Source organism: Streptomyces sp. P3, from assembly GCF_003032475.1.
In the GTDB taxonomy this organism is placed as follows: domain Bacteria; phylum Actinomycetota; class Actinomycetes; order Streptomycetales; family Streptomycetaceae; genus Streptomyces.
In genome coordinates, this window is record NZ_CP028369.1 from 7,778,200 (window position 1) to 7,796,892 (window position 18,693).

14 protein-coding genes and 1 pseudogene are annotated in these 18,693 nt (G+C 74.1%); 4 read left to right on the forward strand and 11 right to left on the reverse strand.

The window, feature by feature from the left end:
• Nucleotides 1-11 precede the first annotated feature (11 nt).
• The 9 genes from C6376_RS34380 to C6376_RS34420 all read right to left on the reverse strand — a co-directional run bounded on the left by C6376_RS34380 (nt 12) and on the right by C6376_RS34420 (nt 8,004).
• Nucleotides 12-218, reverse strand: a complete 207-nt coding sequence (locus C6376_RS34380; protein WP_107446971.1) for a ferredoxin — start codon at nt 216-218, stop codon at nt 12-14.
• A complete protein-coding gene (locus C6376_RS34385; protein WP_107446972.1) occupies nt 215-1,540 on the reverse strand; it encodes an NADH-ubiquinone oxidoreductase-F iron-sulfur binding region domain-containing protein in 1,326 nt (441 codons plus the stop codon). The genes C6376_RS34380 and C6376_RS34385 overlap by 4 nt, the downstream gene beginning before the upstream one ends.
• Nucleotides 1,537-2,223, reverse strand: coding sequence for a ferric reductase-like transmembrane domain-containing protein (locus C6376_RS34390; protein ID WP_107446973.1), 687 nt, complete (start codon nt 2,221-2,223; stop codon nt 1,537-1,539). Before C6376_RS34390 ends, C6376_RS34385 begins: the two co-directional genes overlap by 4 nt.
• Nucleotides 2,220-3,185 (reverse strand): FAD:protein FMN transferase, encoded by a 966-nt coding sequence (locus C6376_RS34395; protein WP_107446974.1) that lies wholly within the window; start codon nt 3,183-3,185, stop codon nt 2,220-2,222. Before C6376_RS34395 ends, C6376_RS34390 begins: the two co-directional genes overlap by 4 nt.
• Nucleotides 3,182-3,574, reverse strand: coding sequence for a hypothetical protein (locus tag C6376_RS34400; RefSeq protein WP_107446975.1), 393 nt, complete (start codon nt 3,572-3,574; stop codon nt 3,182-3,184). Before C6376_RS34400 ends, C6376_RS34395 begins: the two co-directional genes overlap by 4 nt.
• A gap of 78 nt (nt 3,575-3,652) precedes the next feature.
• Nucleotides 3,653-5,050: a HAMP domain-containing sensor histidine kinase gene (locus C6376_RS34405; protein WP_107446976.1), complete on the reverse strand. Its 1,398-nt coding sequence runs from the start codon at nt 5,048-5,050 to the stop codon at nt 3,653-3,655.
• The gene (locus tag C6376_RS34410; RefSeq protein WP_107446977.1) at nt 5,047-5,745 is read right to left on the reverse strand and encodes a response regulator transcription factor; all 699 of its coding nucleotides are present in this window, start codon (nt 5,743-5,745) and stop codon (nt 5,047-5,049) included. The genes C6376_RS34405 and C6376_RS34410 overlap by 4 nt, the downstream gene beginning before the upstream one ends.
• 341 nt (nt 5,746-6,086) lie before the next feature.
• The gene (locus C6376_RS34415) at nt 6,087-7,562 is read right to left on the reverse strand and encodes an AAA family ATPase (RefSeq protein WP_107446978.1); all 1,476 of its coding nucleotides are present in this window, start codon (nt 7,560-7,562) and stop codon (nt 6,087-6,089) included.
• A gap of 37 nt (nt 7,563-7,599) precedes the next feature.
• Complete coding sequence (locus tag C6376_RS34420; protein ID WP_107446979.1) at nt 7,600-8,004, reverse strand: universal stress protein; 405 nt, start codon at nt 8,002-8,004, stop codon at nt 7,600-7,602.
• A 200-nt stretch (nt 8,005-8,204) separates the two neighbouring features.
• On the opposite strand from C6376_RS34420, the gene C6376_RS34425 reads away from it, so the two are divergent.
• The 4 genes and pseudogenes from C6376_RS34425 (at nt 8,205) to C6376_RS34440 (ending at nt 14,009) form a co-directional block, all read left to right on the forward strand.
• Entirely contained in the window at nt 8,205-9,026 is an 822-nt protein-coding gene (locus C6376_RS34425; protein ID WP_107446980.1) for a universal stress protein, read from the forward strand.
• A 573-nt stretch (nt 9,027-9,599) separates the two neighbouring features.
• Nucleotides 9,600-10,525: pseudogene (locus C6376_RS34430) on the forward strand (pyridoxamine 5'-phosphate oxidase family protein).
• 162 nt (nt 10,526-10,687) lie between these two features.
• The gene (locus C6376_RS34435) at nt 10,688-11,563 is read left to right on the forward strand and encodes a universal stress protein (RefSeq protein ID WP_107446981.1); all 876 of its coding nucleotides are present in this window, start codon (nt 10,688-10,690) and stop codon (nt 11,561-11,563) included.
• Between the two features lie 46 nt (nt 11,564-11,609).
• Nucleotides 11,610-14,009, forward strand: coding sequence for a glycoside hydrolase family 65 protein (locus C6376_RS34440; protein WP_107446982.1), 2,400 nt, complete (start codon nt 11,610-11,612; stop codon nt 14,007-14,009).
• Between the two features lie 14 nt (nt 14,010-14,023).
• On the opposite strand, the gene fdhF is transcribed toward C6376_RS34440, so the two are convergent.
• Both fdhF and C6376_RS34450 read right to left on the reverse strand, forming a co-directional pair.
• On the reverse strand, nt 14,024-16,753 hold the full coding sequence (gene fdhF / locus C6376_RS34445) for a formate dehydrogenase subunit alpha (RefSeq protein WP_107446983.1): 2,730 nt from the start codon (nt 16,751-16,753) through the stop codon (nt 14,024-14,026).
• On the reverse strand, nt 16,750-18,435 hold the full coding sequence (locus C6376_RS34450) for an NAD(P)H-dependent oxidoreductase subunit E (protein ID WP_107446984.1): 1,686 nt from the start codon (nt 18,433-18,435) through the stop codon (nt 16,750-16,752). Before C6376_RS34450 ends, fdhF begins: the two co-directional genes overlap by 4 nt.
• Nucleotides 18,436-18,693 lie beyond the last annotated feature (258 nt).

Genomic DNA, 18,693 nt, shown 5'->3' on the forward strand with positions numbered 1-18,693 from the left:
GCGCGCCACCCTCAGGTGTCGTCGGTGTGCAGGGCCAGGCGGGGGCAGGCGGCGACGGCCCGTCGGGTGTGGCTGCGCAGCCGGTCGGGGACGATGCGGTCCTTGAGGATGGGATAGCCCCACTCGTCGAGGTCGATCAGCTCGGGGAGCAGTTCGCCGCACAGGCCCTGACCGGTGCAGGCGATCCGGTCGATGCGCAGGATCCGGTTCGGGTTCATCGCCAGGTCTCCAGGGGCGTGGCGGGCGGTACGGGAATGCGAGGCGGTCGGTGGGCCGCGGGACAGGTGCCGTGGGTGAGGTGGTGGCCGACGTCGTCGGCGAAGGTACGCATGGCGGAGGCGGCCAGGCGGGCGGCACCGTCGGGGTGACGGCAGGCGCCCCGGTCCGGCAGCAGACCGGTCCGGCGGTGCAGGCGGGACAGCAGCTCCGGATGGGCGTGTCCGGCGGCCAGTGCGGCGAAGTCCTCGGCCACGGCGGGCAGCCCGTAGCGGCAGGGCCCGCACTGGCGGGCGCCGTGGGCCGCAAGGAAGGCGAGCATCCGGGCCGTTTCCGTCAGCCCGCAGGCCGTGTGGGGAAGCGCGACGAGTACGCCCGCGCCGGGTGAGGCGCCCAGCGGAGCCAGTTCGCGGCGGGCAAGGGGTGTGTGCACGTTCTCTGCCGGGAGCCAGGTGCCGGCGAAGCCGCCGAGCAGGATGGCCCGGACGGGTCCCGTGGGGCCTCCGGCACGGTCGAGCAGTGTGGCGAGAGGCGTGCCGAGCGGTGCTTCCAGGACACCGGGAGCGGCGATGGCCCCGGAGACGGTGACGAGCGTGGTGCCGGGCTCGTCCACGGTGCCGGCCTGCCGGAACCAGTCCGGTCCGTGACGGGCGATGAGGGCGAGGTGGGCGAGGGTCTCGGCGTTGTGGACGAGGGTGGGGCGCCGGGCGACCCCGCGTTCGTGGCTGCGCGGAGGGCTGCCCTGCGGACGGGCCGGTCCCCCGTCGAGCCAGCGCACCAGTGCCGTCGACTCGCTGGAGACGTAGCCGTGCGGCAGGGCGTGCAGGCGTATCCGTACGGGGTCGAGGCGGGCGCGTCGCCGTTCCTCCACGGCGGTGCCGAGCTGCCGGTGCTGGGCGGTGCGGGTGCGGGGCAGGCACACGTGGACGGTGTCGGCTCCGACCTCGGCCGCCGCGAGGACGGCGCCGTCGAGGACCAGGTGGGGTGCGACGGCGAGCAGGAACTGGTCCTTGCGGCTGCCGGGTTCGCTCTCCATGGCGTTGACGACCACCACAGCCGGGCCCCGGCCGTCCATCACGCCCCGCAGTTTCCGGGCTGTCGCAAACCCGGCGCCGCCACGTCCGGTGAGCCCGGCCGCCTCGACGGAGTCGACCAGCCCCGGCGTGCCCCCGGTGAAGGGAGGCGGCCCGTAGCGTCGCAGGTGATCGGCCAGAGTGGCCGGTCGCCCGGTGGCATGCCATCCCGCCAGCAGCCGCGCGCCGGAGCTGTCCGGCCCGGGTGCGCGGTGGCCGGGCGTGAAGGGCGCCGCGGTCGAGTGGTTCACCGTCCGCCTCCGATCAGCAGCGCGGTCGTGGCGGCACGCTGGGCCCAGCCGGGCTGGAGCGGCCCGGCGGTCAGGAAGGCGGTCAGCGCCACCGGTACGGCGATCGCGGTCGCGGCGGCCGCGAGGCGCCCGGCCACCCGTCCGGGACCGGCCTTCGCCAGGCGCCACCACACGGCGGCGACCACCGAGGCCAGGCATGCGGCGTAGAGCCACAGCTGGAGCGGGAGGCGGGTGTCGGTGCCGGTTCCGGCACCGTGGAAGAGGGCGAGCGGCCACGCGGCGTAGGCCAGCCAGTGCACCGCCTTCCAGCGTCGCACCCCCAGTCGTAGCCGCATTGCGCTGGTGACCAGCACCGCGAGCAGCAGATCGGCCGCGGCCGTGCCGAGCCCGAGCCAGAGCGGCCGGTACGACGCTCCGAACGGGACCACGGCGACCGCCCACCCCAGGTGCACGAACGGATCGAGCACCGCCGTCACGACGTGCGCGGTGAGGAACACCAGGGTGAGCAGGGACAGGTTGCGGTGCAGCAGCCCGATCTCGAACCGGCCGATCCGGCGGGGTGTGGACCGCCCGCCGGAGGCGATCCCGAGTACCACGGTGGCGGTGAGCAGGATCAGAGCGAGGGTGCCGCCGGCGCGCCCGGCGTACCACAGGGGGCTGCCCGCGAGGGCGAGGGGCGTCATCGCGGACCTCCGGGGTCGGGGGCCGGGGAGTCGGGTGGCCAGCCGCCGAGGCGTACGACGGTGCCGTCGAGGCCGACCAGGCGGGAGGGCAGGCCGGTGGAGCGCAGCCAGTGCACGGCCCGTTCGCCGAGCACGACCGCCGCCGTACTCGCGGTGTTGGCGTCCACGCAGGTGGCGGCCGAGACGGTGACCGTGCGCCACACGGGCGGGGCCGGTTCCCCGGTGGCGGGGTCGACTATGTGGTGCAGGGTGCGTCCGCCGCGTCGCCAGGCGCGCACCCGGATGCCGGAGGTCGCCAGGGCCCCGCCGGTCAAGGCCACGGCCGGGCCCGGCTCCGTCACGGACTGCGCGTGGTCGTCGGCGAGAGCGATCCGCCATCCGCCCTCCGGTGTCGGCCCGGCCGCGGCCAGGTCGCCGCCGAGACCGACCAGGACCCCGCACCCGGTCGCTGCGGCGGCCTGGTGGACGGCACGGTCGGCGGTGCGGGCCTTGGCGGTGGCGCCCAGGTCGAGGCGGGTGTGCGGGGGCAGACGGAGCCGCCGGGTGCGCGGGTTCCAGCTGATCCGCTGCCAGCCGGGCGCGGGGCGGCCGACGGGCACCGGGCGCGCGTCGTCGGGGCGCACGGAGGCGAAGGTACGGTCGTAGCCGAGCGCGATCACCGCGCCGCCCACGGTCGGGTCGACGGCGCCGTCGGTGATCCGGGCGGCCCGCAGGGCGGCCTGGAGCGCGTCGGCGAAGTGTTCGCTCACTGTCGTCGGGGCACCCGCGGCCAGGTTGACGCGGGTGAGTTCGGAGTCCGGCCGGAAGCGGCTGCAGGTCAGGTCGACGGCGCGGAGTTCGGTGCGCAGGACCTCTGCCGCGACGGGCAGGGCTCCCGGGTCGGTGACGAGCAGGGTGGCGGTGGTGCCCAGGGCGGGGAAGACGACCTGGGCGGGGGAGGGGGCGGGCGTGTGCGTGGTCATGACGCCCCCGTCGTCGTGTGCGGCCGCTGCTGGGTGGGAGCCGGTGGTCGGGCAGGAGGCTGCGGCGCCGGTCGAGCGGCAGGGGCCGCGCCCTCGTCGTCGTCCTCGTCGTCGTCCTCGTGGTGGTCACTCCGCTCGTTCCCTCCCGTCGCGGGGGCGGAGGAGGACGTCGCCCGGTTCTGCGCGGATGGGGTGACGGTCGGTGGGGGAGATGCCGAGCCTCCTGGCAGCAGATGCGTGTAGAGGCTGCCCAGCCCCGCCGCGCCGGCCACGGCGGTGACGGCGATCCACCGGGTCAGACGGCGGCTGCGGCGCAGGCCGCGATCGCGCGCGAGCGGGGAACCGGTCGGCGGGGGCGTCGGCGGGAGGTCGTCGGGTGAGGATGCCATGGCGGGGCTCCTGGAGGGTCGGTGGCCGGATCGGCCGCGTACACCTCCAGGCTGTGCTCACGGTTCCGGGGAACCGGCTCACCTCTTCTTCGGATCCGGTAAAGATCTCGGTCCGCCGGCCCTTTCCCGGCCGGGCTCCGGCCACAGCGGCAGTTCCAGTACGACGGTCAGCCCGCCACCGGGGGTGTCCGCCAGCCGCACCGTGCCGCCGTTGACGGTGACCAGGCGGTGGACGATGGCGAGCCCGAGCCCGGTCCCGCCGGCCTCGGGGTTGCCGAACCGGCGGAAGGCGACCGCCTTCGCATGGGCCGTCATCCCGGGACCGTCGTCCCGGACCCGCACCCGGGCGGTGGCCCCGGCCGCACGGTGGTCGATGGCGATGCTCCCGCCGGACGGCACGGCGTCCACGGCGTTGGCGATCAGGTTGTCGAGGATCTGCTCCAGGTGCCCTGCCCCCAGCGCGACGGGCGGTGGCGCACCGTCGGAATCCGCGGCCAGCCGGACGCCGCGCTCCTCTGCGACGGGCGCCCAGGCGGCAACGCGTTCGGCCACCACTACGCCGATCCGCACGGCGGTCGGGCGGGGTGTGGCCTGCTCGGCGCGCGCGACCGCCAGCAGCCCGTCGACCAGCCGGGACAGCCGGGAGATCTCCTCCTGGGCGGCGGCAAGATCGGCGGCGGTGGCGTCGTCCGAGCCGGCGGCCAGGACGTCGAGGCGCAGGCGCAGCGCGGCCAGCGGGGTGCGCAGCTGATGGGACACGTCCGCGATCACGGCTCGATGTCCGTGCACCAGGGCTTCCGTGCGCGCCGCCATGGTGTTGAAGGTGGCGGCGAGCCGGCGTACCTCCGGCGGACCTGCTCCCACGTCGGCCCGCTCGTCGAGAACGCCCTCGCCCAGGCGCCGGGCCGATGCGTCCAGCGTCGACAGCGGCCGGCTCACCCAGCGGGCGAGGCGGACGGACAGCAGCACGGAGGCGGCAAGCGCTGCGGCACCGATCGCCGCGGACCAGCCCCAGATCGCCGCGATCCGGGCGTCGAGCGAAGCAGAGGACCGGGCCAGGACCACCGCGCCGGCGGGCTCGCGCACGTCACCGGCCGGTTCCGCGGTCAGCAGGCGCCCCTCGCTCTCCGGAGGCTCCGGCTCACGGCCGCGCAGCACGTCTGCCACCAACTCCTCCGCCTCCTCACCCTGCGCCGCCTTGCACGGCGTGGTGGCCACCAGGTGCGAGGAGTCGTACACGGCGGCGCAGTCCCCCGCTCGGGCTGCGGCATCCAGCTCCTTGCGCATGAGGGTGCCCGGTTTGCCGTCGGAGAGGTGTTCCTCGGCCGCCGCGGCGATCACTCTCGTGGCCGCGCGCTGGCTGTCGCGGTGGGCGACGCGCTCACGTGCCGTCAGCGACACCGCCAACGGCACCACCGCCAGCACCAGCAGCACAGAGGTCAGGACCACAAGCGTCCAGGCGATCCGGCGGCTCACGACTGTTCCGGGGGCGCCTGGACCGGCCCGAGCCTGAAGCCGTGCCCGTAGACCGTCTCGATCAGTCCCGGCACACCGAGCTTGCGGCGCAGCGCTGCGATGTGCACGTCCAGCACCTTCGTCGGTCCGTACCAGTGGGCGTCCCACGCCTGCTCGAGGATCTGCTGCCGGCTCATCACCCGGCCGGGATCGGCGGCCAGGCACTCCAGGATGCCGAACTCCTTCGGCGTCAACGCCACCGCACGTCCGTCCACCGACACACGCATGGTGCGCAGGTCGAGTGCCAGCGGACCGTGCCGGACGATCTCCGGCCCGGCCGGGCGCCGCCGACGCAGCACCGCCCGGATCCTCGCCAGCAACTCGGCCAGCCCGAACGGCTTGACCAGGTAGTCGTCGGCACCCTCGTCCAGGGCCACCACCCGGTCCGCTTCCTCACCCCGGGCCGTGACCGCGATGATTGCGGCGTCCGACCGGGCACGCAGCATCCGGCACACCTCGACACCGTCGATGTCCGGCAGCCCCAGATCCAGCAGGACGACATCGGGGGAGGCGGCCGCCAGGGCGGCACCGCCGCTGCGGACGTCCTCGACGGCGTAGCCTGCCTGCCGCAGCCCGCGCACCAGGGACTCCGCGATCCCTCGGTCGTCCTCCACGACCAGCACGCGCGTCACCTCAGCCGTGGTCTCACCGTTCATCCGTGTCACCCGACTCCTCGACGCCGCGACGACCACACCGGTCCTTCTCCCAGCCTCCGCTCCCGTCGGGCCCGGGCGGCAGGGGCCATTCGTCCCCCTGCCGACATAGCCGGCACCGGCCGACAGAGCTGCCGACCCCACGGCGCGGCGGGGTCGGTGGCCCCGCAGCGGAAGCCGACGTGCCCGTCCGGACGGCCGGCCGGCAGCGACCGGGGCTGTCCGTCAGCCGGAGGACAGTGACCTGAGGACCGGTCACCACGTCCGGCGGCGGGTCCGCGTCGCGTTGGAGCGGCAAGGGGACTCCGGTCTCTGTTCGCCCATGGTGGCCTCCGGTTCGATGCCTAGTCCGGCTCCATGTAGGGGCGGCGGAAGACCGGCGCCCGGCCGGTGCCCCACGGCCGTACGGCGGCCAGCGCCCGGGATACGGCGGATTCCAGAGGCCCACTGGTGTCGACGGTGACGGCCTCGGGCCACGGAGGCTCCCCGGCCGCCATGGCGGTGGCGACGGCGAGGTCGGCGTCGGACGGCCCGGGCGCACGCGCGCTCAGCCGGGCCGTCGCCATGTCGCTCGGTACCTGGCAGTGCAGGGCCACCAGGTCGGCGCTGGTGCGCTCGGCCACACGCCGGGCCGCCGCACGCTGCTCCGTGCTGGACCACGTGGCGTCCAGCACGGCGGACTCACCGGCCGCCAGCAGGGCCGCCGCGCGGTCGAGCAGGGCAGCGTAGGTCCGGGCCGTCCACTCGGCGGTGTACAGCCCTTCGCCGTATGCGGCCGCAGCCGACCGCTCGGGGGGAATGCCCGCCAGTTCCTTGCGGAGGCGGTCGCTGCTGAGGAGCGTCGCCTCCAGCCGGTCGGCGAGCGCACCGGAGAGGGTGGACTTCCCGCTGCCGGGCGGTCCGCCGACGACGGTCAGTGCGACGGCCGCGGTGCGCAGGTGGCGCAGGGTGGTCGAGATCAGCCGTCGTGACGCCGGCTCGGCTCCCGGCGCTCCCTGGCCCGCCTGGATGAGCGACACCTTGGCGCGGACGAACGCGCGATAGGCGACGTAGTGGTGCCACAGGGACGGGGGCGCGGGGTCGCCGGAGTACTCGCTGTACCGGGCGAGGAAGTGGGCCGCGGCATCCGGGGCGCCGAGTTGTTCGAGGTCCATGGCGAGGAAGGCGGCGTCATCGAGACCGTCGACGTAGCGGAGGCGGTCGTCGAACTCCAGGCAGTCCAGGACGCGGGGTCCGTCGTCAAGGCAGAAGATGTCCTCGGCGAGCAGGTCTCCGTGGCCGTCGACCACCCGCAGCTGCTCGATGCGGGAGTCGAAAAGCCGCTCGCGCCCGGCGAGATAGCCGTGCACGAGCCGTTCGACCTCGGGCATCCCGTCGGGCACGGAGCCCCCGCCGGCCAGCGCGCGGATCTGCGCGAAGCTCGCCTCCCAGCGCGATGACAGCGCGTCGCGCGTGCCCTGTTCGTCCACGTCCCGGCCGCGGGGCGCCTCGGCATGCCAGGTGGCGAGCCGTCTGGCCACGGCCCGCAGCACGTCGTCGAGCGGAGCGCCTGTTCGCACCAGCCGGGACAGGCGGCGGTCCGCCGGCATACGGCGCATCACCACGAGCGGTTCCGGCGCCTCGGCATCAGGACTGCAGACCTCGCCCAGGCCCAAGTACACATCCGGCGCGAAGCGGCGGTTGAGGGCGACCTCGCGCTCGCACGCCGTCCGGCGCGCCGCCCGCTCGGTGTAGTCGAGGAAGCCCAGGTCCACGGGTTTCTTGACCTTGTAGGCACGGTCGCCGGCGAAGAACAGGATCGCGGTGTGGGTCTCGCGCACCTCCGCCCGCGATGACTGCCGCCCGGGACGGCCCGGCTCAGTCATGGGGGACGACGGCTACGGGGCAGCGTCCGCGAGGGAGGGCCGGGTGGGCGACTGGACCGAGGCGCGGTGCGACACCGTGGCGGTGCGCGCGCCGGCCGACGACCAGCGGCGCGGAGCCCTCGGCTGCCTGGACGACGGCCTTGACGGGGCCGGCGGGACGGACGCTGTCGGCCACCTCCACCTGCGGGTACTCCTTCTGCGCGGTGTGGACCGGACGCTTCGCCCGGTAGTTCTGGTCGACTTCGGCGGTGACGTGGGCCGGTTCGGGTGCCGGCAGCGGCCAGGCATGCGGCAGCCGCAGGGTGAGCCCCCGGTTCTCGGCCTCGCCGGCGGCCCAGCGGGCGGCGGCGAGGCTCTCGGGTGAGCCGTCGGGTCCCACGGTGGTCGCTGGTTGCATGGCGGCGGCCTCCGTCTCGTACGAAGCTGGAGATGACGGTGAACGAGTCCGGTGGCGCACTGGTCCGGGCGTCGCCGACACGCCGAGCGTGGTGCGTTCTCTCCCTTCGAGAAGTACCCCAATCCCATCCGGCGCGCATGTGGACCAGGCAGGACGGGAGCCCGGAAGACGCGGATCCGGTACGAGAGGAGACCGCAACGGTGACGATTCCCCTGGTAGTGGGCGTCGACGGATCCGAGGCGAGCCTGGAGGCCGTGGACTGGGCCGCCGATGAGGCGGCCCGGCACGGGGTGCCGCTGCGCCTTCTGCACGCGGCGGCCGGCGAGTGCGAGGCGTCCGACGTGATCGCCATGGCTTCGCTCCGTGCCGGGGAACGTGCCCCCTCGGTGCGGCTGTCGAGCGAGGTGCTGCGGGAGGACCCCGCCGCCGCGCTCGTCGACGAGGGGCGCAACGCCTTCGCACTGGTTCTCGGGTCCCGGGGGCTCGGCGGTCTCGCCGGGATGCTGCTGGGCGCGGTCAGCCTGGCCGTGGCGGCGCGGGCGGACTGTCCGGTGGTCGTGGTGCGCGGCGCGGCGGAGCACCGGCAGGCCCGGTTCGCAAGCGTCGTCGTCGGTGTCGAGGAGGGCGAGGGCAGTGGCACGGCCGTGCGGTTCGCGTTCCGGGAGGCGCGTGTGCGGCGTTGTCCACTGGTGGCGGTGCACGCCTGGAGCCGCCGATCCGGTGGTCCCGCGGTGTCTCCGCGCCCGAGGTGGTACGCCCCCGAGGCGCCCAGGCGCCCTCCGGCCCAGGTACTCGACGACGCGCTTCGTGATGCGGCGGAGCCGTCCGGCGGGCCCGTGCTGTACCGACGGGTGATCGAAGGCCCGGCCCGCCGGGCGCTGCTGGACACGGCGTCGCAGGCGGACCTGCTGGTCGTCGGCGCGCGCAGACGACAGGGCCACATGGGTCTGCAACTGGGCCTGGTCAACCACGCGCTGCTGCACCACGCGCCCTGTCCTGTCGCGGTCGTGCCCCAGACGTGAGGTACGGCTCCCGGGGCCGGAAGCCGGTCCGGCAGGGACCTTCGGCCCAGGACCCTGACCCGTCGGTGTCCGAAACTGGACCCGGAGTGGGGGAGCGACCAGCACCCGCTGGAGGACGACCCGTGAACGCCCGAGGATCGCCGTACACATCCGGTCCGCCGTCGCCGCGCGGCGAGCACATCGCGCCGCGCGTGAATCCGCCGAGGCGTCCGTCCGACAGGTGCGCCGCTTCCGCCGGTGACAACCGGCGACCGGACGCGGCCCACGGGAGGAGGTGCAGCGATGTCGGACGCGACGACGGCCGCCCGGTGATGAAGCTGTCGTCGGCGAAGGTGACGGCACCCGGCCCCGGACAGGTGTTCCGCCGTCCCGGGTGTACGGACGTGATCGCTCTCGCCGACGAGCGGCCACCGGCCGACGGCGTCGCGCTGCCGCACACGCAACGGCGTCCTCACGGTCAGGGTCCCCCAGACCGGAAGGGGGCAGACGCAGCGCATCGAGATCACCGGCTGAGCCCAATTCCCACGCGAGGCACAGCACCGTCCGCACCATCCGCGAGAGAGGGCGCCCATCATGCGAGCTCACCTCGGCGACCAACTCGTCATCGAAAGCACCAAGTCCGACGCCACCCGGCGCGACGGGGAGGTCGTGGGACTCCACCACGCGGACGGCACACCGCCGTACGACGTGCGCTGGTCGGACACGGACGAGGTGACGCTCGTGTTCCCCGGTCCCGACGCGCACATCCACCACCTGGAGCACGGGCAGCCCGGGACGGCTCACGAGCCCGCCGCACCGGACACCGGCGAGGCGGGGGCCGCTTCCCCGGGCATGCCGGCGGCCGATGCGGCCAACCCCGGCGACATCGGCCGACGGGTGGCCGCCGAGCGCCGCCGACAGGGACTCGGCCGCGAGGAGACGGCCCGCCGCGCACGGATGTCGCCCGGCTACCTGGCCTACCTGGAGGAGCACCCCGCCGACCCGAGCATGACGGCTCTCATCAGGCTGGCCGACGCACTGGGTACGACCGCCGCCGCCCTGCGCGGAGGAGGAGCGGACCTGCCACCCGGCCAGGGTCACGCGCTGTTGCATCCACGGCTGCGGGACCTCGGCCCGGACGAGTGCCGCGCCCTGCTGTCCACCCACGGCGTGGGGCGCGTCGCGGTGTCGGCGTCCGACGGCCGCCCGGCGGTCGTCCCGGTCAACTACGAGGTCGTCGACGACGCCATCGCCTTCCGGGGACCGCCCCCGACTCGCTGCCCGCGGCGGCCGTCGGAACGGAGGTCGCCTTCGAGGTCGACCACGTGGACGACGCCCTGAGCCGAGGCTGGAGCGTGCTCGCCGTCGGACCCGCGAGCGTCGTCACGGAACCCGACGCCGTGCGCGGGCTCATCGAGCGGGCCCACACCACACCCTGGCCGGGGGGTGAACGGGAGATGTGGGTGTCGATCCGCCCCACGAGCCTCACCGGCCGCCGGATCACCGCAGCGGACCAGTAGGCGACCCGGGCCGGCCTCTTCCCGGTCTCCTCGAAGAGAGCGGGCCCGTACCACCGCAACCCGACCGGAGCGGCCCGACACCTGTGTCGCGGTGGCTCGCGGGCGGTGCGACGGTATTCACAGGGGGTCTCTCAGCAGCCGTACGGGAAGGCGGTGGCGGCAATGGAACTCCCGCTGGTCGTAGGCGTCGACGGATCGGACTCCAGCCTGCTGGCGGTCGACTGGGCGGTGGACGAGGCGGCACGCCACGGACTGCAGCTGCGGTTGCTCCACGCCTTCCGGTGGGAGCGTTACGAACGAACCCTGCCGTCGTTCACCACCGGCAGGCATGCCGGAGAGGTGATGGCGCGGAACATCGTCGCCTCCTGCGCGCAACGCGCCGGGCTCCGGAACCCGGAGGTGAAGGTGTCCGAGGAGGTGGTGCCCGACGACGCCGTCTCCGCGCTGCTGCGCGCTGCGCCCGACGCGTTCGCCCTGATCGTGGGGGAACGCGGGCGCGGTGAGGTGTCCGGGCTGCTCCTGGGTTCGGTCAGCTTGACCGTGGCGGCACGAGCCGTGTGCCCGGTCGTCGTGGTCCGGGGCGCGGAGCCCGACCCCCGGGGGTCCCTCGGCCGGGTTGTGGTGGGCGTAGGTGAAGCCGCCGACCGCGCGGGCGCCGTGCGGTTCGCCGCCCGTGAGGCACAGGCGCGCGGCTGCGCCCTGACAGCCGTCCGGGCCTGGCGCCGCCCGGCCCATGAGCACGGGGACGATCCCCTCGTCGTGGACGACACCGCCCAGGCGCACGACGCGCGGGCCTCCGCCGAACTGGAGGACGCGCTGCGCGAAGCCGTGCGGGAACACCCCGACCTCTCCGTCCACCGCCGCGCCGTCGAGGGCCCGGCCCACCGCGTCCTGCTCGACGCGGCGGCCGACGCCGACCTGGTCGTCGTCGGAGCCGTCCGCAGGCATGGTCACTTCGGTCTCCAGCTCGGCAGGGTCGCCCACACCCTGCTGCACCACTCCGCCTGCCCGGTCGCCGTCGTACCCCAGCGGGTCTGAGGCCACCGCGTCGCTGTGGCCTGCCGAGCCGGGAAGAGAGCGCGCGATGGCGGAATGGACGTGGGAGTGGGAGGGCTACGACCCCGCCGGCGAGCAGCTGCGTGAAGTCCTGTGCACACTGGGCAACGGCTACTTCGCCACACGGGGAGCGGTGCCCGAGTGCCGGGCGGGGCTGGTGCACTACCCGGCAACCTACGTGGCCGGGTGCTACAACCGCCTGGAGTCGACGGTGGCGGGACGGCAGGTGGTGAACGAGGACCTGGTCAACCTCCCGAACTGGCTCCCCCTGCGCTTCCGGGTACGCCGGGCCGACGGTGGGCGGGGCACCTGGTTCACCCCGGACACCCACCCGGTCGTCGACCACCGGCACACCCTGGACCTGCGCCGCGCCACGCTCACCCGCACACTCCGCCACCGGGCCGACGGGGCCGGCGTGCTCGCCGTCGAACAGACCCGCCTGGTCCACATGGGCGACCCGCACCTGGCCGCGTTGCGGACCGTCTTCACGGCCGAGGGCTGGTCGGGCGAGATCGAGGTCGAGTCCGCTGTGGACGGCGACGTGGTCAACGGCAACGTGCACCGCTACCGCGCCCTTGAACACCGCCAACTGGGCGGCGTACGGACCGGGGCTCAAGAGCCCGGCACGGTCTGGCTGAGCTGCCGCACCAGCACCTCCGACATCCGTGTCGCCATGGCCGCCCGGACGGCCGTCACCGGCTCGCTCCCCGCCTCCACGGTGCTCCGCCCGGGCCGCAGCCATGCCCTCCACCGCATGGTGGTCCAGATCGCTCCCGGCCGGCCCGTCACCGTGGACAAGACCGTGGCGCTGCACACCTCGCGCGACACGGCGATCAGCGACCCGCTCGGCGCGGCGGTCGACCGGGTGCGCGAGGCGGCGGATTTCCCCGCCCTGCTGGACTCCCACGCCGCTGCGTGGGATCGACTGTGGCGGCGTGCCGAGATCCATGTCCCCGGCCGGGCGGGCCGGGTCCTGCGCCTCCACCTCTTCCACCTCCTGCAGACGCTGTCCCCGCACACCGCGGACCTGGACGTGGGCGTCCCGGCGCGGGGACTGCACGGTGAGGCGTACCGCGGCCACGTGTTCTGGGACGAGTTGTTCGTGCTCCCGTACCTCAATCTGCACTTTCCGGAGGTCTCCCGGGCGCTGCTGGACTACCGGTACCGGCGTCTGCCGCGGGCCGTCCGGGCGGCCGCCGAGGCCGGAAGGGCCGGGGCGATGTACCCGTGGCAGAGCGGCAGCGACGGACGGGAGGAGAGCCAGGAATGGCACCTGAACCCCGCCTCGGGACGCTGGCTGCCCGACCACTCCCGGCTCCAGCACCACGTGGGGTCGGCGATCGCCTACAACATCTGGCGGTACTGCGAGGCCACCGGCGACACGGAGTACCTGCACACCAGGGGCGCGGAGATGCTTCTGCAGATCGCCCGGTTCTGGGCCGGGCTCGCGGTCCCTGACCCCGGCACGGGCCGCTACCGCATCCGGGGCGTGGTCGGCCCCGACGAGTACCACGACGCCTACCCGGGCGCCGCCCGGCCGGGACTGGACGACAACGCCTATACGAACGTCACCGCCGCCTGGGTCCTCGTCCGTGCCCTTGACCTCCTGCGGCGCCTGCCCGCCTGGCGCCGGGACGAACTGTGCGACCGTATCCGGCTGGACGCCGGGGAGCCGCCGACGTGGGACGAGATCTCCCGGCAACTGCGGGTCCCGTTCCACCAGGGCGTCATCAGCCAGTTCGAGGGGTACGGCGATCTCGCCGAACTGGACTGGGACGCCTACCGTGCCCGGTACGCCGGCATCCGGCGGCTGGACCGGATCCTGGAGGCCGAGGGCGACACGGTCAACCGCTACAAGGCGTCCAAGCAGGCCGACGTCCTCATGCTCGGCCACCTGTTCTCACCCGCGGAACTGCGGGAGCTGTTCGGGCGTCTCGGCCACGACGTGGACGACGAGGTCTGGCGCCGGACGGTCGACTACTACCTGCGGCGCACCAGCCACGGTTCGACCCTCAGCGGACTCGTCCACGGCCTGGTGCTCGCCAGAGCCAGACGGGCCGAGGCATGGCAGTACGTCCAGGAGGCCCTGGAGGCCGACGTCGCCGACCTCCAGGGCGGTACGACCGGCGAAGGCATCCACCTCGGCGCGATGGCCGGGACCCTCGACCTGGTCCAGCGCGGCCTGACCGGACTGGAGACCCGCGAGGACGCCCTCCGGTTCGACCCGGTCCCCCTGCCGGCGCTTTCCGAGTACGGCTTCTCGCTGCGCTACCGCGGTCACTGGGGCGTGAGCGTACGCCGCCGCAGCGGACAGCTGGAGATCGGTGTGCCGGACTCGGAGGAGTCGCCGCTGCGCGTGCTGCTGTCCGACCGCGCCGTGACCGTCGCACCCGGGGAGACCTGCACCCTCGTGCTGCCGACGAGCTGAGCGTCGGGTTGCTGTCATCCGTGTGGGCCCGACCGGCCGGCCCCGTGCACCGCGCCGGACACACGTACCGCGGTGACCTTGTACTCGGGGCAGGACGTGACCGTGTCCGAGTGGCCGGAGGTGAGACGGTTCACGCCGCTCGCGGGGAAGTGGAAGGAGCTGAACACCTGGCCGGGTGCCATCTGTTCGCTGACGCGGGCGACGAGCCGGGCCTGGCCGTGCCTGCTCCGCACGGTGAGCTGTACGCCGTCCTGTACGCCGTACCGGGCGGCGTCGTCGGGGTGGAGGTCGAGGTGGTCGACGGGATCGAGCGCGAGGTTGCCGCCGCGGCGGGTCATGCTGCCGGAGTTGTAGTGCGCCCAGCGCCGCCCGGTGACCAGAAGCAGCGGGTAGTCGTCGTCGGGTTGCTCACCGGGTGGCAGGTAGGGGGCGGCGGACAGGTGGGCCCGCCCGTCCGGCGTGGCGAACCCCTCTTCGTACAGCTTTGCCTCCCCCGGGCGACCGGGGTCAGGGCACGGCCACGGCACGGCGGGTTCCCGATCCAGCCGGTCATGGGAGAGACCGGCGAAGACGGGCGCGACCCGCGCGCATTCGGCCAAGGCGTGGGCCGGCGTCGGGCAGCCCAGATCGCTGCCCATCGCGGCGGCGACGGCACGCACGATGTCGAAGTCGCTCCGTGCCTCACCCGGCAAAGGCACGGCGGGGCGGACCCGCTGGAACCGGCGGTCGAAATTGACGAAGGTGCCGTCCTTCTCCAGCCAGGACGCGGCGGGCAGGACGACGTCGGCATGGCGCGCGGTCTCGGACAGGAAGAGTTCGTTGCACACCACGAGCGGGCACGCCCGAAGAGCTTCGGCCACGCGGTCGGTGTCGGGGTCGGTTGCGCAGACGTCCTCGCCGATGACCCACAGCGCCCGCAGATCCCCGGCCCGCGCGGCGGCGAACATGTCCGGGATCCGCAGGCCCGGGCATCCCGGAATCCGCCCACCCCAGACGGCTTCGGCCCGGGACCGTGCGCGGTTGTCCGTCACCTTCCCGTAGCCCGGCAGCAGGTCGGGCAGCGCGCCCATGTCCGAGGCGCCCTGGACGTTGTTCTGGCCGCGCAGCGGATTGACACCGTACCCGCGGTCGGTGCCGACGGCGCCGCGCAGGATCGCCAGGTTGGCCAGCGACCGCACACCGTCCGTGCCGTGCAGATGCTCGGTGACGCCGAGACCGTAGACGATGGCCGGACGCTCGGCCCCGCCGTACAGCCGCGCGGCGGCGACCAGGTCCACGGCGGGCACCCCGGTGATCTCCGCGACCCGGTCGGGCGGGTAGTCCTCCAGCAGTTCGGTGAGCTCCGGCAGCCCGGTGGCCCGCTCGCGCAGGAAATCCGCGTCGGCCAGTCCTTCGGTGACGAGAATGCGGGCGAGTCCGTGGAAGAGCGCCACGTTGGTGCCGGGCCGGGGCCGCAGATGCACGTCGGCGTGCAGGGCGAGGCCCACGGCGCGGGGGTCGGCGACGACCAGCTCGGCTCTTCCGTGCAGCACCTGCCGGAGCAGTCGCGCGCCGACCACCGGGTGGGCCTCGACGGGATTGGCGCCGACCACGAGCAGGCAGTCGGACCGTTCCACGTCGTCGAAGCTGTCGGTGCCGCCGGAGAGGCCGAAGGAGGCGGTGAGGCCGGCGGCGGACGGGGAGTGGCACAGGCGGGAGCAGTTGTCGACGTTGTTCGTGCCGATGACGGTCCGCATGAACTTCTGGACGAGGTAGTTCTCCTCGTTGGTGGCGCGGGCCGAGGAGATCGCCGCCACGGAGTCCGCGCCGCCGTCCGCGACGGCCGCGCGCAGCCGTCCGGCGACGTACCCGAGCGCCTCCTCCCAGCTCACCGGCTCCAGGCGGCCGCCCTGCCTCCGCAGGGGCCGGGTGAGCCGTTCGGGAGAGGTGAGATATCCGTGGGCGAAGCGGCCCTTCACGCAGGCGTGCCCCTGGTTGACCGGGCCGTCCCGGGCCGGCAGGACGGCCGTGACCTCGCCGTCGGAGGTGACTACGTCCAGGGCACAGCCGACGCCGCAGTATCCGCACGTCGTACGCGTCGCAGCCGGCCGGTGGGCGGAGGTGAGACCGCGCCCCGGTCCGGGCTCGGTGATCGCGCCGGTGGGACAGGTGTCCACGCACCCGCCGCAGGCCACGCAGTCCGACTCGGCCCAGGACCCGCCGTTTCCGGGAGCCACCACGGTTTCGGCGCCCCGGCCGGTCAGGGTCAGGGCGAAGGTGCCCTGCACTTCCGAGCACATGCGCACACACCGCCCGCAGGCGATGCAGAGGTCCCGGTCCAGGTGGACGTAAGGGTGGGAGTCGTCCCCACCCCGGCCTGCGGCATCCCGAGCCGTGTCGGGGGCGATGCCCAACGACCGGCAGACCTCGGCCAGTTCGCTGGGGTTGTCCTCAGCGAGGGCACGGGGCGGCAGCGCGGAGGCGATGAGTTCCACCGCGTCCTGGCGCAGCTGCCGGAGATCGCCGACGGCGGCCTCGACCTGCGCTCCTGGCGCGGCCAGGGTCACGCAGGCCGCCACGACCGTCCCGTCGGCCCGCACGAGACATGTACGGCACGACCCGGCAGGGCTGAGCCGGTCGTCGGAGCACAGCGCGGGCAACTCGACACCGGCCGCCCGTACCGCCGTGAGCAGTGAGGCTCCCTCGGGAACGACGACGCCCGCGCCGTCGACCTCGACCTGAACCTCGACCCTGCTCCCGGTCATGACTCCCATCCCGCCAGTTGCCCGCCGTAGGCGCGGGCGAGGCTGCGCACCGCGGGTGGGATGCGCCGCCCGAAGGCGCACAGACTCGCCTCGGTCAGCACGCGTCCCAGCCGTTCCCATTCAGGGCCGGGCGAGCTGTCGTCGGACGCCAGCTCCAGGCCACGACGCGAGCCCACCCGGCAGGGGGAACAGGCACCGCAGCTCTCCTCCGCCGCGAACTGCCAGATGTGCCGCAGCGCTTCCTGCGGGGTCACCCGCCGGTCGAAGGCGACCAACCCGGCATGGCCCAGCGCGGCGCCCCGGGACGCGAGGTCGACGGTGGTCAGCGGCACGTCCAGGGCGTCGGGGCCGAGGAAACCGCCCAACGGGCCACCGACCTGCAACGCGGCGAGCTCACTGCCGTCCTTCAGACCGCCGCCCAGCTCGGTGACGATCCGCAGCAGCGAGGTACCCAGCTCGACCTCGTACGCCCCCGGCCGGGCGAACCGCTCCGACAGGCAGACCAGTTTCGTCCCGGTCTCGCCTCTGGTCCCGCGTCGGGCGTAGGCCTCTCCGCCGCGGGCGATGATCCAGGGGACGGAGGCGAGGGTCTCGACATTGTTGACCACCGTCGGCGCGCCCCACAGACCGCGCCGGGTGGGATAGGGCGGACGCGGCCGGGCACAGCCCCGGTCCCCCTCCAGGCTCGCGATGAGGGCGGTCTCCTCGCCCGCGACGTAGGATCCTGCGCCCGCGACCACCTCGACGTCGAGGCTCGTGTCCGTCGCATGCACGGACGGGCCCAGGTGCCCGTCGGCGTACGCCTGCCCCACCGCCTGCCGCATCCGCGCCAGCGCCTGCGGATACTCCGAGCGCACCAGAATCACACCCCGCTCCGCCCCGCACGCGAAGCATGCCAGGGCCAGGCCCTCCAGCACCCGCTCCGGCTCCGCCTCCATCAACAGCCGGTCGGCGTAGGAGCCGGGATCCCCCTCGTCACCGTTGGCCACGACGACGGTGCCGGGAACCCGGCCGGCGGCCGCCCACTTCGAGGCCACCAGGAATCCCGCGCCACCGCGTCCTCGCAGCCCGGAGGCCGCCACCTCCAGCTCGACCTCGTCCGGAGTGCCTGAAGTGACCACCTGCGGCCACACCTGCCACGGGAGCGTCCCGGCGACCACCCCTCCCAGCAGTACCGGGTCACCGGTGTCGTCAGCCGCCGGGATCGCCGGTGCCTGTGGGGGCTCGCGCCCGGCGAGCTGCCCGGCGAGCGCCGGGCCGGCGTGGGGTGTGTCACCGTCGAGCGCGGCGGGGCCCGCGTAGCAGTACCCCAGGCAGCGGACGGCCTGCAGGGAGGTCTCGCCGTCCGGTGAGGCCATGCCCACGGTGACGCCCAGCTCGTGTGCCACCTCGGTGAGGTGTTGACCGGCCTGTGCGGCGAAGCACGCCGTCGCCGCACAGACGCGGACATGACGGCGGCCGTGCGGGGCGGCGAGGTCCGCGTAGTAGCCGGCCGGCCCGAGCGCGGCGGCAGCAGGAAGGTCCATATCGGCGGCGACAGCCGGAGCCCAGGTTTCGGGGGCGTCCGCCGTTCCCGCCCTGGCTTCCGCCAGCGACTCCATCAGCCGGCGTCCCGGCCGGCCGCGCCGGCCGGCCAGGGCCCGAAACGCGTCGAAACGGTCCGCGGGGCCCACGGCAGTCATGACCTCATCGTGGAGCCGGCGGCCAGGCACCGCAATCCGGGCCGTGGTGCTGTCTGTTTCCTCCCCGCCTCCGCGTGACCCTCACGGCGGGAGGCGATTTGGCGGGACCACCGCGCGGGCCACTCGTTCACAGCAATGGGCACCGCGGTTCGAATTGCCTGCTCCGCACGCTTCTGAACTGGTGATTTCTGCCGACCCCCGGTGCCCGGGTCCGGCTGTGGGCTCGAGTGAACAGGACGACCGGATTGCCGTCGATCA